Source organism: Roseiterribacter gracilis (genome assembly GCA_018332375.1).
Lineage (GTDB): Bacteria > Pseudomonadota > Alphaproteobacteria > BOG-932 > Roseiterribacteraceae > Roseiterribacter > Roseiterribacter gracilis.
The window spans coordinates 721,288-735,371 of sequence record BOPV01000001.1; the positions used below are offsets into that span (position 1 = coordinate 721,288).

A 14,084-nucleotide genomic window follows, 5' to 3' on the forward strand; every position below is an offset into this window, starting at 1 on the left:
ACAATTGCGTGCCCGTGGGCGTCAGCCGACAATCGCATGAGGCACAAAGCGTGCGTTGCCGCCGGTGACGAGTTCGCTGTCTTCACGAATGCCGAGTCCGGCCGCCTGACCTGCGACCGTCCACGATCCCAGCACCGGACGTTGCCCGTCGAAGGTCGCAAGCTCGCTATAGGCCTGGTCGATGTACCAGCCTGGTTCGAAGACGGGCGCGTCGGCGGGCGTTGCGCGCGGCGGGCGATCGTCGGCGCCGAGCCAGATTGACGTGCCGGCGCCTTCGCGCCCCCACAGCGCTTTGGTCACGATGCCTTTGCCGCCGTGCCAACCCGACGGTGCGCGGCCTTGCTCGACGTCGAGCGCGAAATAGGACGGCAGCAAATTCGGATGGCCTTTGGCAGCGCGCCACAGCAAGGGCAGCAGACCCTTGTTCGACACGACCATCTTCCAGGCTGGTTCCAGCACGCGAATTTCGCGCGCCTGCGCCGCGCGCAACATCGCCAGTCCGAAATCTTCGCGCAGCAGATCTTCCCACGGATAGAGCTTGAACAGGTCGGTGATCGGACGGTCCTGCAGATCGACGAACACGCGTCCATCGGCGAGGCCGATTTCGTGCATCGCAAGCAGCTGAATATCCTGGCCCGCCTGCAGCGCCGTGTCGGCAAGATAGGCGACGGTGCCGAGATCTTCGGCCGACGAACCAAGTGCCGCGAAGGTCCAACGTCCTTCGCGCGATCCCAACATGCGAAACGCTTCGATCAAACGATCGTGGATCGAGTTGAACTGATCCGCATCGCGCGGCAATGCGCCAGTTTGTTTGCCGGTCTCCAGCCATTCCCACTGGAACACGGCCGCTTCGAACAAGGCAGTCGGCGTGTCGCCGTTATATTCGAGCAGTTTCAGGCTGCCGTCTTTGCCGCGCGCGAAATCCATGCGGCCGTAGAGGTGCCGTTCCTGGCCGCGCCAGGAATCGCGCACCAACCCGTGTGCCCAATCCGGAATTTGCAACGCGCGCAGCAAGGGCGGCTGTTCGATCGCGTCGGCGACGACCTGATAGACGAGCTGTTCGATTGCAGTGGTTGCTGCTTCGATCTCGTCGACCTCGTCCATCGTCAGCGCGTAATAGGCGCTTTCGTCCCACCACATGCTGCCGTCGGCACGACGGAAGTCAAAGTTGGCGCGTGCGGCTGACGCTTGCCAGTCGCGCGCATAGCCCGGACGTCGCTGCATGTGGGTTCAGCTACCTGCTTCGCCAGCCGACGCAGCAGCGCCACGACCAGTCGGTCCCATCGTGCCGCTTTCCGCACGCGTGCCGAGGCCGCCGCGTTCAACGCTGTTAAAGGTCGAGGACGCGGTGCGCGCAGGTGCTGCCGCTGACTGCACTGTCGATGCAGCCGCAGCCGCCGGCATCGTCGTCACGCCCGGACTGACTGCAGCACCGGTCGCGGTACGAAAGCCGCCCGCTGCACCTGAGCTGCCGGATGCGCAAGCGCGTTGGCCGAGACCGCTGCCGCAGCTTGCGCTGCCGTACAACGGCGCGGACGGCATCATGCCACCGCCCGACAAAGCGCGGCCGATCATGAATCCGGCGAGTGCGGGCATGAACCAGCTTTGCCCGTTGCGTTCGCGCGGCTCGCACGCCGCAGCGCCGTGTTCGGCTTCGCATGCTTCGCGCGATTCGTAGCGCGGTGCGCGGGTTTCATGTTGCGCCTGCGCGTCGCGCAGCGCCGCGTTGCATTGCTCGTCGGTGAATTGTCCAGACTCGCGACACGCAGCAGGCGACGCAAAACTGCCGACCGGTGTCGGCTTTTTTGCACTGTCGTCGCATGCGGTGAGCGCAATCGGCGCCGCCGCCATGAACAAAAGCGCGATCGAACGCGACCGACGCATGATCTTCCTCCATAGCCCACCGTGTGTTGCTTCTCGGCCGGGGGCTGATCCGTCTTAGATAGGCATTCCTGACAAGAGACGGAATAGGCATTTGGCGGGTCGGCTACGACCGCCCTGCAGTCCGCATTTTCTTGACCGCGAACCGTTCTCGTGGGTTTGCGCGCAAGATCGCGAGAACAAGCAGGGCCAACAAAAAGGCCAACAAAGGGGAGGAAAACATGTTGTTGAGACTCGGCATCCTAGTCGCCGTCGCGCTGGGGTTTGCGCACCCATCGATTGCCAAAGAAACCAGCGCCCCACCGGCGGCAAAGCTGGTGATGGAAGAGGCGATGGTGCCCACCGGCGAGCCCGGTATTTCGATCTATGTGCGCAACAAGCGTCCGGCCGACATGAAGAATTTTTCGCCCGAACGCACCATTCTGTTCGTGCACGGATCGACCTATCCGGCAGAGACGGCGTTCGACCTCAAACTCGCCGGCACGTCGTGGATGGAATATATCGCGTCGCGCGGCTACGACGTTTGGCTGGTTGATTTGCGCGGCTACGGGAAGTCTTCGCGCCCGAAAGAAATGAGTCTGCCGCCTGAGCAGAACGAGCCGCTGGTGCGCACCGTCACTGCGGTGAAAGACGTGGGCAGCGCGGTCGATCACATTCTCGCCAAGCGCAAATTGTCGAAGCTCAATCTGCTCGGCTGGTCGTGGGGCACGACCATCATGGCGACCTACACGACCGAGAACGCCGCCAAGGTAAATCGCCTTGTCCTATACGCGCCGCAATGGTTGCGCGACACGCCGAGCCTAACCGCGCAGCCCGGCCCGCTGGGTGCGTATCGCAGCGTCAAACGCGAGGCCGCACTGGCGCGTTGGCTGACCGGCGTTGCTGAAGACAAGAAGAAGGATTTGATCCCGGCCGGCTTCTTCGACGCGTGGGCCGACGCGACCTTCGCCAGCGATCCGGAAGGCGCGAAAATGAACCCGCCGGTGCTGCGCGCGCCCAACGGGACGGTCGCCGACAGCAAGGATTTCTGGCAGGCCGGCAAACCCGTCTACGATCCTGCAAAGATCACCGTGCCGACTCTGCTGATCGGCGCCGAATGGGACCAGGACACGCCGGTCACGCTGGCGCGCACGCTCTATTCGCTGCTGGTCAACGCGCCGGAAAAGCGCCTGGTGACGATCGGCGAGGGCACGCACACGGTTCTGATGGAAAAGAATCGGATGCAACTGTTCCGCGAAGTGCAGTTGTTCTTCGATGAAGGACTGAAGAGCTGAAACGCGGCGACGAGCGCTGCCGGCGGCGGCGCTCGTTGCGACCTCCGAAGGAAAGTGGCACACACTTTCGGTGACTCTCGTCGTCAATCTTCTCGGCCGATCCGGGGTCGGCAAAAGCGGCCTCGCCGGCGCTATCGTCGGCAAGCTGAAAGCGCGCCATTTCCTCGCCGAACAGGTGACGGAATTCGCCAAAAGCCTGATTCTCGACGGCAACATCGCCGCGCTCAAGAACCAGTCTTTCGTGCTGGGAAACCAGTATCACTGGGTCGAACGCTGTATCGGAAAAACCGACATCGTCGTGACCGACAGCCCGACCTTGCTGTCATCGATCTACGCGCCGCCCGAATATCCGCAAAGCTTCCATGATTTTGTCTTGTGGACGCACCACGCGCATGACTGCGTGAACTTCTTCCTGCGCCGCAACGATGGATCGGCCTACCAGAACGAAGTCCGCGTGCATGACGAGTCGGATTCATACCGGCGCGAAAAGCTGATCGAGCAGCTGCTGGCCAAGAACAACATTCCGTTCATTGAGCTGGCGGTGGATGCAAACTGCGTCGATCGCGCCGTCGAACATATCGTCGCCGCCATCCGCGAACGCGGCGGCTATCTGACCGACCTCTACGATCCGACCTGAAACAAGCCCCGCTTATTGCGGGTGATACGAAGCTTCGATTGCCGCGAGTTTGGCTTCGTATTGCTGCGACGGCATCAGATGGCGAACCATCTCGAGATCGCGGCTGCGCAGCGACCGGTACTGCGCCGCCGCGCGCTCGTAGATCTGGGCCGGCGTTGCCGGGCGCACGATCAACTCGGGAATTGGAGCCGGGCCGGGCGGCAGTCCCGCCGTCACCGTCGTGGTGGTCGTCTTCTTTTTCACGACCTTGGCCTTGGCGACCGGCGCCTTCGGCTCCGGCTTCTCGGCCAGGAAGCCGTCGAGGGCCGGGGCAGCAGCTGGCTTCTCAGCCTTGGCCGGCTTGGGTGCGGCGGCGGCCTCTTTGGCCGCCTTGGCGTCTTTGGGGCTGGGATTGTCCGGGCCTTCGCCCGGCAGCGGCTTGCGCATCGGCGGTCGGACTGTCGCGAAAGACGGGGCGGCGGCGGGCGCGCGGCGCGCGTGATCGCGGGCGTAGATCTCGGACGGGCTTAGCCGGCGGACGGGCGGGCGCGCGGGCGTCACCTGGCTGCTGGTCGATTGGCCTTGCGTCGGAAGCCTGTCCGGGGACGAGGACAGCACGCCCATCGGGGGCGCCGGCGACGTCGTCGAGGTCAGTTTTCCGGGCTCTTCAGCAGCGAACGCAACAGCCGGCGCGAGCAGCGCGGCTGCGACAATGCGCAGAAGGGTGGGGCGAACCAACATCGCGGCGACCATAGCCATGGCAGATTAAAATTGTCGACATCGACTGTCGACGATTTGCACCGCGTTTACGCGGCGTTGGCGCGAGTTTCGGCCCTCCTGCGAGAAGGCCCGTTCGGTTACCGCGCGAGCGCCTGCCAGGATTGCAGCAGGCCCGACTGCATCAGCTCGTCATGGCCGCCGATCAGATGCTCTTGCGCGCCGTCTTTCAGAATGATTTGCGGCATCGTCTTGAGCGGCCGGCCAAATTTCGTCCCCAGCGCGGCGTACAGACTCTGCCGCTCGCTCTCATCGTCGTGGACGATTTCGGTGTAGGGCACCTGGTGCTTGGTCAGTGCCTCTTTGGCACGCACGCAATAGGGGCAATCGGACTTGGAATGGACGGTCAGGTGCATCGCCGGATCAAATCCGGTTCGCGGCGATTCGTGCAACGGCTTGACGGCAGAATCGCCGGCGCTCGATTCAACGTCGCTCGATCGCAGCCCAGTCGATCAGGTCGTTCGATTCGCTGAACCCCGTTAGCGCCGGCTGCAGGCCGAAGAACCGGACATTGTCATAGACGCTGAGATGCGGGGCCGCGTCGTAATAGGCGTCGACCAGATCGCGCGTCATGGCGATGCGGCGATCGAGATCGGCTTCGCGCGTCGTCGCTTCGATCTGCGCCGTCAGTTTTTCATCGCAGAACCACGGCGCGCGCCACAGGCACGAATTCACGCGCAGCGCGCGCAACACGTCGCGCGTCGGTGACGAGCTGTAGGGAATGCCGAACCCGTCGCTGGTCCAGCCGCCGAACGCGACATTGGTCAGCAGCTTCTGCAACGGAATTGCGCGCAGTTCGACCTCGACACCGACTTTGCGCAGATCGGCCGCGATCTGCTGGTACATGACGACGTCGCCGGCGGTGCCGCCGACGACAATGTCGAAGATCAAGCGGAACCCGTTGCCGTACCCGGCGTCGGCGAGCAATTGCTTTGCGCGCGCCGGATCGTACGGCATCGGCGTGAGCTGCGGGTCGTGGCCGATCACGCCGGCAGGTGCGACGCCGGCGGCGGTGCTGGTCAATCCACTCAGGCCTTTTTCGACGATCAATTGCCGGTTGACCGCAAGGATCAACGCGCGCCGTACGCGCACGTCCGCCAACGGGCCGGGCTTGGTGGTCAGGAACGCAATGCCCATCACGCCAGGTTCGTGCGTGACCAGATTGCGGATGCCGGCTGCTTTGAGACCTTCGATCTCGTCCGCGCCGAGCCCGACCGCAAGGTCGATCGCACCCGCGGCGAGCGATTGCACGCGCGTGTCGGCTTCGGGCATCGCGATCAGTTCCAGCCGGTCCATCTTTGGCGGGCGCCAGCCGCGCTTGTGCGCAACCAAAGTCGCGCGCGTCGGCGTCCAGCTTTCGAGTTTGAACGGGCCGGTTCCGATCGGTGCCTGCGCGAACTCGTCGATATTCTTGGCGCGAAACAACGCGGGCTGCGGAATGAACAGCACCGGCAGACTGCGCGGCAAAGCGGGATCGGGCCATTTGGTTTCGATGTCGACGGTCAGCTCGTCGACGAAGCGTGCTTCTTTGATTTGGCTCAATTCGCGCGCAACCGATTCACGCTGCGCCGCCGGGCTGATCAAATAGTCGACCGCCGTGACGACTGCGTTGGCGTCGAATTTGGTGTTGTCCTGAAACAGCACGCCCGGCCGCAGACGAAAGCGCCAGGTGACGGGATCGGTGCGTTCCCACGACAGCGCGAGCCATGGCTGCAAGTCGCCCTGCGCATCAAAGCGCGTAAGCCCGTCATAGATGGCCGTGATCACATAGGACGATGGGATCTGCGTGTCGCGAAACGGATTGCCCAATCCCGGCGGCAACGCGATCAGCCCCGCGCGCACGGTCCGGTCAGCAGCGCCGGCGCGGTTGGGCACAAGCGCAATGGCCAGCAGCAGAATGGATGCGAGATGGCGAAGAGCGGTGGGCACGGCCGGGCTATGTTGCACGCGCATGCGGTGCCGTCCAATCTCGGCGGTCGATTATCCAGGAGAGGAGAGCAGATGCACGAAACAATTCGGGGCTCGATCCTCTACACCAGTCGCAAGCCCGACCGGATGGGGCACGAGCGCGGCCGTGAACAGTTCACGATCATCAAACATCGCGACGGACGGCGCAGCCTGCAGGCGCATGCCGAAATCGACGATGCGCCGAATGTCTTGCGACTGGTAACGACCAGCGTCGATGCAGCGTGGAATCCGACCGACGCGTCGGTGCGGCTCAGCGTCGGCGACGAATTTGTCGGATCGAGCTGGTACCGTTTCACGGACAAACTCGCCGAGTGCGAAGGTTTCACGGCGCGCGAGGGCAGAATTTCACAACGCTACACGCTGGACCGTCCGATCGGCACGCTCGGCGCGCATCCGATCCAGGGCGATGCGTGGCACCTCAATCGCTACGATTTGAGTCAGGGGCCGGGACGGCAACGCCTGCCGCTGATCATGATGACCAGTCTCGATCATCGCGGCGCGACCGGCCCGATGCTGCTTGCGCGCGATTTGACCTTGAACTTCGTCGGACCGGAAACGGTCACGGTCGGTGCCGGCACGTTCGAGGCGCTGCATTTCAAATACGGAACCAACGACGACTATGACAGCGAAGATCCGTCACGCCATCCGCCATACCATGTGTGGACGACCGCCGACGGCGATTACATTTTCCTGAAAGGCCAGGTCGCCGGCTATATGAAAACCTATTACGAGCTGATGTCGCTCGAGCGGGTGATCTCACCGGCAAAGTGACACGCAGCTTTTCGTCCGGGCGCGTGTTCGACCAGCAACGGTCGTTCGGTGCGGCAGATGTCGCGCGCAATCGGACAGCGCGGATGGAATTCGCAGCCTGGCGGTGGCGCCAAGGGTGAGGGTGGTTCGCCCGGCAGCACGAGACGTTCGGCATCGGCGGCGGTTCGTGCCAGCGACGGCGTCGCTGCAATCAAGGCGGCGGTGTATGGATGCAATGGTGCTGCGAGCGTGCGCGCAGCAGGGCCTTGTTCGACGACGCGCCCCAGATACAGAACCGCGACACGCTGCGCCACGCGCTGCACCAGGGTCAGGTCGTGCGCGATCAGCAACAGTGCGATCCGCGACGTGCGCTGCAAGTCCGCCAGCAAGGTCAGGATCTGCGCCTGCACCGACATGTCGAGCGCCGATAGCGGCTCGTCAGCGATCAACACCGACGGTTCCGGCGCCAGTGCGCGCGCCAGCGCAACGCGCTGCCGTTGGCCACCGGACAAGGCGTTCGGCAAATAGCTGGCGAATTCGGCCGCCAACCCGACTGCGTCGAGCAAGCTGGCGACGCGCGCCTCAATATTGCCGAACTTCAACGCGTGCAGCGGCTCAGCAATGCTGCGCGCCACCCGCCAGCGCGGATCGAGGCTGGCATAGGGATCCTGCAGCACCGGCTGCACGTGTTTGCGAAAGATGTGCGGTTCGACCGACGCAAGTTCGTCGCCGCGAAACGTGACCTTGCCGCGTGCAAGCTGATGCACGCCGAGCAGCGCCAGCGCCAAGGTCGATTTACCCGAACCCGATTCACCGACCAGCGCCAAGGTCTCGCCTTCGTCGAGCGTGAGATCGATGCCGCGCACCGCCTGCAACGTCTGCCCGTCGTGCGTGAACTCGACCGCGACGTCGTGGGCTGCGAGGATCTCAGTCATTGAGCGGATTCCAGCAGGCGATCTTGTAGTCTGCGTCGCCTTCGAGCGTCGGACGCTCCAAACACTGCTCGGTCGCGCGCGGACAGCGCAGACGGTACGAGCAACCTTGGATCTGCTCGCCCGGCGCCGGTGGCGATCCCGGGATCGGCGTCGGGATCGACGCCTCCATGTCAAAGCGCGGCACCAGATCCAGCAGCGCGCGCGTGTAGGGATGCCGCGGCGTCGACAGAAGCCGCGCAGCCGAACCAATTTCGCGTACGCGGCCGTGATAGAGCACGGCGATGCGATCGCAGAGTTCGGACGCAACGCCGAGATCGTGCGTGATCAGCAACAAGGCGCGGTCGCGCGATTCACGGCGCAGCAAATGCAGGATCTGCAACTGGATGGTGGCATCCAGCGCCGTCGTCGGTTCGTCGGCGACGAGCAGGCGCGGGCGATTGGCAAGGGCCAGCGCCAACATCGCGCGCTGGCGCATGCCGCCGGACAGAAGATGCGGATAGGCGTCGGCGTGATGCGGCTGCAGCCCGACGTCGCGCAACCGGTCGAGCGCGCGGGCGCGCGCTTCGCGTTTGGAAATGCGTTGATGGCGGCAGATGGTTTCGACCAGCAGACTGCCGATCGTGCGCACCGGATTGAGCGCGGTCGTCGAATCCTGAAACACCAGCGCGACGCTGCGGCCACGCAAGCGCCGCCACGACGTCTCGTCGGCGTCGCGCATCTCCTGGCCCGCGATCGCCAGCCGCGTTACACGCGCATCGAGTGGCGCCCGCACCAGGCCGAGCAGCGCCAGCGCAGTCAGCGATTTGCCCGAGCCCGATTCCCCGACCAGCCCCAGCGCTTCGCCTTGCGCGATAACGAGATCGACGCCGTCGACCAGCTTCACGCCGTCCTCGGTCGCCACGTGCAGGTCTTGCAGGTCGAGCAGCTTCATGCGGCGAACGAATGCCGGTCGCGGCGCGTCCAAGCCGCGATCCCGTCGCCCAGCAGGTTGGCTGCGAGGACGGTGACGATGATGCAACCAGCCGGCACCAGCATCAGCCACGGTGCCTGCAACATGCGCAGCCGTCCTTCTTGCAGCATGTTGCCCCAGGTCGGCGCGTCGAACGGCGCGCCGAGACCGAGAAAGGTCAGCGCGCTTTCGGTGATCAAGGCGTCGCCGAAAAAGAATGCGACCATGACGAGCAAGGTCGGCGCGATGCCGGGCAACACGTGGCCGAGCGCGATCGCCAGGCGCGATGCGCCGGCAAGCTGCGCCGCCAAGACATACGGCCGCGCCATCAGCGCAGTCGCTTCCGCTTGCACGACGCGCGCGAACACGGCCCAGCCAAGCAAGGTGATCGTCAACACCAACGGCATGAAGCCGCTGCCCGCGACGGCCAGGATCACCACCGCGGCGACGATTGCTGGAAACGCCATCATCGCGGCGACGCCGTGATCGACAATGCGCTGTGTCCAACCACCGACCATCGCGGCGAGCAAGCCCAGGACGGTGCCGATCGTGGCTGCGAATAACGTCGCCAGCGCAGCACAGCCGATCGACCAGCGCAGTCCGGCGACGGCGCGCGCGGCGAGGTCGCGGCCGTTCTGATCGGTGCCGAACACATGTCCCGGCGTGCCGAACGGCTGGAAGCGGTCGACCAGATTTGCCGCCAACGGATCCGGTATCGGCAACACGCCGCGCAACACCAGCAACCCCAGCAAGACGGCGACCAGCGCACCGCCAATGCGCAACTCCCAAAGGCCGGCGTTGGTGCGTGCGTGCGCGCGGCGCAGGCGTGTCGCGGCAGCGATCATCGCTGCTGCTTTCGCAAACGCGGATCGAGATGGCGAAACAGCGCGTCGGTGCCGAGATTGATCAGGAACACCATTGTCGCGACGACCGCGGTCAGCGCTTGCAGCACGGGAAAATCGAGACTGCGTGCCGACTGGATCAACAACCATCCCATACCGGGCACGACGAAGATCGATTCCGTCACGACCGACCCCGACAACAGGAACGCGAGCTGCGTGCCGGCAAGTGCGGTTGCACCCAGCAACGCATTCGGCAGCGCGTGCCGCCACAAAACCGTGCGCGGTGCAGCACCGGTGGCGTAGGCGAGGCGGACATAATCTTCGCGCAACGCCTCTTGTAGATTGGCCGCGGTGACGCGCGCGATTTTCGGAGCCAGGAACGCTGCCAACGCCAGGGTCGGCAGAAACCAGCCGCGCCAGTTCACGACACCGAATGGCGGCAGCCAGTGCAGCTGGACCGCAAACAGATTGATCAGCAACAGCGCGACGACATAGCCGGGCACGCCCTGCACGACGAACAGCAGCAGCGACGCGATGCGCCCGTCGTTGCGGCCGGTGCGCGCGCCGAGAAACACGCCGGTGCCGAGACCGAGCAGGATCGACAAAGCCAGCGCAGCGCTTGCGAGCAGCAAGGTGACGGGCAGGTGATGCAGGACTTTGCCAAGCGCAGGTTCGCCGCTGGCGAGCGACGTGCCGAAATCGAGCACCGCGAGTTGGCGGAGATAGGTCAGATATTGCGCAAGTAGCGGACCATCCAACCCGTAGGCCTGGCGGATGGCGATGATCTGTTCCGGTGTTGCGCCTTGGCCGGCGAGCACGGCGGCCGGATCGCCCGCCAACCGCAACAGGAAGAACAGCACGGTTCCCACGACCAGCAGCAGCGCGATCAGCTCGGCGGCACGGATCAGCGCGCTTGTCAGGACTCGGTGCAGCACGAGCCCGAGGCTAGCGGCGGACGCTGCGTCCCGCAAACGACGGAACGTCGTCCCCGCGAAGGCGGGGACCCAGGTCCAACCGCAATGGAAACACGCACAAGAAAAAGCGCCCGCCGGATTTCTCCAACGGGCGCCTGTTGTTCCACCTGGATCCCCGCCTGCGCGGGGATGACGTCACGCCTGGCGGCGCGACGTCACTTGTAGATGATCTCGACGCGGCGGTTTTGCGGTTCGCGGACACCGTCCGGCGTCGCCACCAGCGGCTGGCTTTCGCCTTTGGCAAAGGTGACGATTTCCGATTCCTTGAATCCGCTGCGCAGCAGCTGTGCCTTCACGGTTTCGGCGCGGCGCTGGCTGAGCCGCTGGTTGTAGGCGTCGCTGCCCGAACGATCGGCGTGACCGGTGACTTCGAGACGCGTCACCGAACCGGCCTTTGCGTTGACCGCCGCAGTGTCGACGATCTTGCTTCCTTCCGGCGTCAAGTCGGCGCGATCGAAATCGAAGAAGACGAGATACGATTTCGGCACGATCGGCTTTTGCACCGGCGCGACATAGGCCGCCGACTGGACCGCACTGCTGCGCGACACCGGCACGTCCCACTTGAACTTGATGCGGCCGAGCATGATCAGCGGATCCGCGGGATAGGTCGCGGTCAGCGGATTGGTCGGGCTCGAGACCTGCAGCACGGTCGCGTAATAGCGCTCGTCCGTCAGGTTTTTGCCTTCCACCGAAATCGTCCAATGCCCGTCCGGCGTGTCGTACGCGACAAAGGCGTTGAACAGCTCGGTCGAACGCGTCCGCTCCAGCGGGTTGCTGTTCGACGTGTTGTTCCAATAGGCGTCGGTGTGATCCCACTCACCGCCGATGCGCAGTTGGCCCGGAATGCCCAGTGGCACTTCCCAGACAAAGCCCACCGCCGTTTTGTTCGGGATCAGATTCTTAAGCTTGAGATCTTTGGTCTGTCCGACCGTCAGTGTCTGGCTGGCGCTGTTGGTAAGACCGTTCCAGCCTTTGCTGTACCAGCCGTGCTGGACGTTGCCCGACGCATAGACGTTCAGTTCCGGGATCGGCTGCCAGTTCACTTCCAACTCGAAGCCCAGAACATTTGCAGCGCCGACATTCTGCGTCGTGCTGGTCACCGTGCCCGGGAAGAAGACCGGGTACTGCAGACCGGCATAATAGTCGGCGAAGAAAATGTTCGGGTTGATGCGCAGCTTGTGATCTGGCGTCTCGTATTTGATGCCCGCTTCGTAGGAGTCGACCTTTTCCGGCGCGTACGAGATCGGGAAACCTTCACGACCCGGAATGCCGACATTCGCGGTCGGCGAGATCGAATTGAAACCGCCCGACTTGAAGCCCTTGGTGTAGGACGCGTAGGCGAGCAGCTGATCCATGGCCTGCCACTCGATGCCAACTTTCGGAATCAGCGAGTAGAAATTCGTGCCGGCCGTTTGCTCGTAGCTGCGCAGAGTCGGATAGAGCTGCGAGACCACAGCGCGTTCATACGTGTAGCGCAGACCGCCCGTGATGCCGACCGACGGCAGCACCTGATACGTCGCTTGCGCGTAGCCGGCCAACGCATCGGTCTCGCGCGAACGCAATAGCTGCGGGTTGGCGTAATATTCGCGATCGGTACCGTATTCGCGGAAGCCGTAGATGCCCGCGACGCCCTTCCACTTGTCGAGATTGAAGGTGACGTTCAACTCCTGGCTCGCGGTCCAGTCGTGAATATTATAGCTGGTGTTGGCGGTGACGCCGGGTGCGACGGCAAGGATCGGCAGGATCAAAGCGGTGCGGATCGAGCGCACGCCGGTGATCGAGTTGATCGCAAGACCGTTGCCGAGATCGTACTTGGCGTTGATCGCAGCGCCGGTCGTATAGAAATCGCTATAGAACGGCAGCGGCGCGCCGGTCGCACCGGGCACGTTGGTGGTGAAGATATTGTCGATCACCTGCTGCTTGGTGGCGAGCGTGATCGGCGTCGTCGCAATGAATGGATCCGACTTGTCGTAGACGCCGTCGAGCGAGACTTCGACGCGCAGCTTGTCGTCGGGCGTGAACAGCAATTTCACGCGGCCGGCGTCGTATGCCTTGTCGTTGACCTTCTGGTTGTTGAGCCCGACGTCGGTAGTCAGTCCGTCGCGCGAGCGGTGCAGGCCGCTGACCGAGGCCGCAACCTTGCCGTCGATGATCGGTGCGCTGACATAGCCGCGTACGTCGATCGTGCTGTAGCTGCCGAAGGCGACGTCGCCTGCGACCGAATATTGATCGTAGGACGGTGACTTCGAGATGATCTTGATCGCGCCGGCCGAGGTGTTGCGTCCGTACAGCGTGCCTTGCGGGCCGCGCAGCACTTCCAGGCGTTCGATGTCGAAGAAGTCGAAGAAGGCGCCGTTGATGCGCGGGTAATAGACGTTGTCGACATAGACGCCGACCGAGGGATCGAAAAACAGACCCGCGTTGTCCTGGCCGACGCCGCGCATGAAAATGCGCGCGGCGTTGCTGACGCCGGTGGTCGTCTGAATGAGAATGCCGGGAACGTTCGCGGCTGCTTCGCGCACGTTGTTGATCTGACGTTCCGCCAGCATGTTGCCGCTGAAGGCCGACACGGCCAGCGGCGTCTTCTGCAGCGCCGCTTCCCGGCGCTCGGCCGTGACCGTGATTTCTTCGAGCTGCCCGCGCGGGGTCGTCGTTTGCCCTGTCGCAAGCTGCGCTGCAGCTGGAAGGGCAATCAACGTAAGGGCTGTCGCCCCGAGCAGCGTCAGCGCTGTCGCGCCCAACGCTGCCTGTTTCAAAGTCTGGATCCGCATATTCTGGGTCATCCCGAGGCTCCCTCGCGTGGATCAATCAGACAGCCGCCGCCCCGCCGGAGCGGGTTGCGAAATTTGTCCGTACAAATTCGGACAGGCCTTGGCGCCCGTCGCAAGAAGGCCAGCAATTCCGTTGAGGCGGAAGGGTTTGTTCCTATCCACCTGTTGCTGGTGGGCCACAGAATGCGGCCAGCGAGTGGATAAACGCCTAATGCGAGCGCGCGCGGAGGATGCGTGCGCGACCTACGGGGGGCGCCGAGGTTGCAAGACTCCGCGACCGTCCTTCGGCGGCGCTGCGCTTTGGGATTCCGATCGCCGCGGGGCGCCGACGCAGACTCGGCGCGACT

13 protein-coding genes are annotated in these 14,084 nt (G+C 64.0%); 3 read left to right on the top strand and 10 right to left on the bottom strand.

Features of this window, described 5'->3' with window-relative positions:
• Window positions 1-21 precede the first annotated feature (21 nt).
• Both TMPK1_RS03565 and TMPK1_RS03570 read right to left on the bottom strand, forming a co-directional pair.
• Window positions 22-1,224 (bottom strand): glutathionylspermidine synthase family protein, encoded by a 1,203-nt coding sequence (locus TMPK1_RS03565; RefSeq protein WP_420241489.1) that lies wholly within the window; start codon window positions 1,222-1,224, stop codon window positions 22-24.
• A 6-nt stretch (window positions 1,225-1,230) separates the two neighbouring features.
• Entirely contained in the window at window positions 1,231-1,884 is a 654-nt protein-coding gene (locus TMPK1_RS03570) for a DUF1190 domain-containing protein (RefSeq protein WP_420241490.1), read from the bottom strand.
• Between the two features lie 218 nt (window positions 1,885-2,102).
• Between TMPK1_RS03570 and TMPK1_RS03575 the strand changes: the two genes are divergently transcribed.
• Together TMPK1_RS03575 and TMPK1_RS03580 are read left to right on the top strand one after the other, a co-directional pair.
• Window positions 2,103-3,155, top strand: a complete 1,053-nt coding sequence (locus TMPK1_RS03575; protein ID WP_420241492.1) for an alpha/beta hydrolase — start codon at window positions 2,103-2,105, stop codon at window positions 3,153-3,155.
• 70 nt (window positions 3,156-3,225) lie between these two features.
• The gene (locus TMPK1_RS03580; protein WP_420241494.1) at window positions 3,226-3,792 is read left to right on the top strand and encodes an AAA family ATPase; all 567 of its coding nucleotides are present in this window, start codon (window positions 3,226-3,228) and stop codon (window positions 3,790-3,792) included.
• Window positions 3,793-3,804: 12 nt separating this feature from the next.
• Here TMPK1_RS03580 and TMPK1_RS03585 read toward each other — a convergent pair whose 3' ends face one another.
• From TMPK1_RS03585 to TMPK1_RS03595, 3 genes are all read right to left on the bottom strand, one after another.
• Window positions 3,805-4,530: a hypothetical protein gene (locus TMPK1_RS03585; RefSeq protein ID WP_420241495.1), complete on the bottom strand. Its 726-nt coding sequence runs from the start codon at window positions 4,528-4,530 to the stop codon at window positions 3,805-3,807.
• A 98-nt stretch (window positions 4,531-4,628) separates the two neighbouring features.
• The gene (locus tag TMPK1_RS03590; protein WP_420241496.1) at window positions 4,629-4,904 is read right to left on the bottom strand and encodes a glutaredoxin; all 276 of its coding nucleotides are present in this window, start codon (window positions 4,902-4,904) and stop codon (window positions 4,629-4,631) included.
• Between the two features lie 67 nt (window positions 4,905-4,971).
• A complete protein-coding gene (locus TMPK1_RS03595; RefSeq protein ID WP_420241497.1) occupies window positions 4,972-6,501 on the bottom strand; it encodes an ABC transporter substrate-binding protein in 1,530 nt (509 codons plus the stop codon).
• A gap of 48 nt (window positions 6,502-6,549) precedes the next feature.
• On the opposite strand from TMPK1_RS03595, the gene TMPK1_RS03600 reads away from it, so the two are divergent.
• Window positions 6,550-7,287, top strand: coding sequence for a DUF3108 domain-containing protein (locus tag TMPK1_RS03600; protein WP_420241498.1), 738 nt, complete (start codon window positions 6,550-6,552; stop codon window positions 7,285-7,287).
• Here TMPK1_RS03600 and TMPK1_RS03605 read toward each other — a convergent pair.
• The 5 genes from TMPK1_RS03605 to TMPK1_RS03625 form a co-directional block, all read right to left on the bottom strand.
• The gene (locus TMPK1_RS03605; RefSeq protein WP_420241499.1) at window positions 7,242-8,201 is read right to left on the bottom strand and encodes an ABC transporter ATP-binding protein; all 960 of its coding nucleotides are present in this window, start codon (window positions 8,199-8,201) and stop codon (window positions 7,242-7,244) included. The two genes, TMPK1_RS03600 and TMPK1_RS03605, sit on opposite strands and share 46 nt — an antisense overlap.
• On the bottom strand, window positions 8,194-9,132 hold the full coding sequence (locus TMPK1_RS03610) for an ABC transporter ATP-binding protein (RefSeq protein ID WP_420241500.1): 939 nt from the start codon (window positions 9,130-9,132) through the stop codon (window positions 8,194-8,196). The genes TMPK1_RS03605 and TMPK1_RS03610 overlap by 8 nt, the downstream gene beginning before the upstream one ends.
• The gene (locus tag TMPK1_RS03615) at window positions 9,129-9,995 is read right to left on the bottom strand and encodes an ABC transporter permease (protein ID WP_420241501.1); all 867 of its coding nucleotides are present in this window, start codon (window positions 9,993-9,995) and stop codon (window positions 9,129-9,131) included. Before TMPK1_RS03615 ends, TMPK1_RS03610 begins: the two co-directional genes overlap by 4 nt.
• Window positions 9,992-10,927 carry an ABC transporter permease gene (locus tag TMPK1_RS03620; RefSeq protein ID WP_420241502.1) on the bottom strand — a complete coding sequence of 312 codons (936 nt, stop codon included), beginning with the start codon at window positions 10,925-10,927 and terminating at the stop codon, window positions 9,992-9,994. The genes TMPK1_RS03615 and TMPK1_RS03620 overlap by 4 nt, the downstream gene beginning before the upstream one ends.
• Window positions 10,928-11,121: 194 nt before the next feature.
• The gene (locus tag TMPK1_RS03625; protein WP_420241503.1) at window positions 11,122-13,749 is read right to left on the bottom strand and encodes a TonB-dependent receptor domain-containing protein; all 2,628 of its coding nucleotides are present in this window, start codon (window positions 13,747-13,749) and stop codon (window positions 11,122-11,124) included.
• Window positions 13,750-14,084: the final 335 nt, after the last annotated feature.

What these genes read in the sequence shown, in the direction of transcription:
- TMPK1_RS03565 (WP_420241489.1), bottom strand. Translation starts at nt 1,224, where the DNA reads ATGCAGCGACGTCCGGGCTATGCGCGCGACTGGCAAGCGTCAGCCGCA.
- TMPK1_RS03570 (WP_420241490.1), bottom strand. Translation starts at nt 1,884, where the DNA reads ATGCGTCGGTCGCGTTCGATCGCGCTTTTGTTCATGGCGGCGGCGCCG.
- TMPK1_RS03575 (WP_420241492.1), top strand. Translation starts at nt 2,103, where the DNA reads ATGTTGTTGAGACTCGGCATCCTAGTCGCCGTCGCGCTGGGGTTTGCG.
- TMPK1_RS03585 (WP_420241495.1), bottom strand. Translation starts at nt 4,530, where the DNA reads ATGGCTATGGTCGCCGCGATGTTGGTTCGCCCCACCCTTCTGCGCATT.
- TMPK1_RS03590 (WP_420241496.1), bottom strand. Translation starts at nt 4,904, where the DNA reads ATGCACCTGACCGTCCATTCCAAGTCCGATTGCCCCTATTGCGTGCGT.
- TMPK1_RS03595 (WP_420241497.1), bottom strand. Translation starts at nt 6,501, where the DNA reads ATGCGCGTGCAACATAGCCCGGCCGTGCCCACCGCTCTTCGCCATCTC.
- TMPK1_RS03600 (WP_420241498.1), top strand. Translation starts at nt 6,550, where the DNA reads ATGCACGAAACAATTCGGGGCTCGATCCTCTACACCAGTCGCAAGCCC.
- TMPK1_RS03605 (WP_420241499.1), bottom strand. Translation starts at nt 8,201, where the DNA reads ATGACTGAGATCCTCGCAGCCCACGACGTCGCGGTCGAGTTCACGCAC.
- TMPK1_RS03610 (WP_420241500.1), bottom strand. Translation starts at nt 9,132, where the DNA reads ATGAAGCTGCTCGACCTGCAAGACCTGCACGTGGCGACCGAGGACGGC.
- TMPK1_RS03615 (WP_420241501.1), bottom strand. Translation starts at nt 9,995, where the DNA reads ATGATCGCTGCCGCGACACGCCTGCGCCGCGCGCACGCACGCACCAAC.
- TMPK1_RS03625 (WP_420241503.1), bottom strand. Translation starts at nt 13,749, where the DNA reads ATGACCCAGAATATGCGGATCCAGACTTTGAAACAGGCAGCGTTGGGC.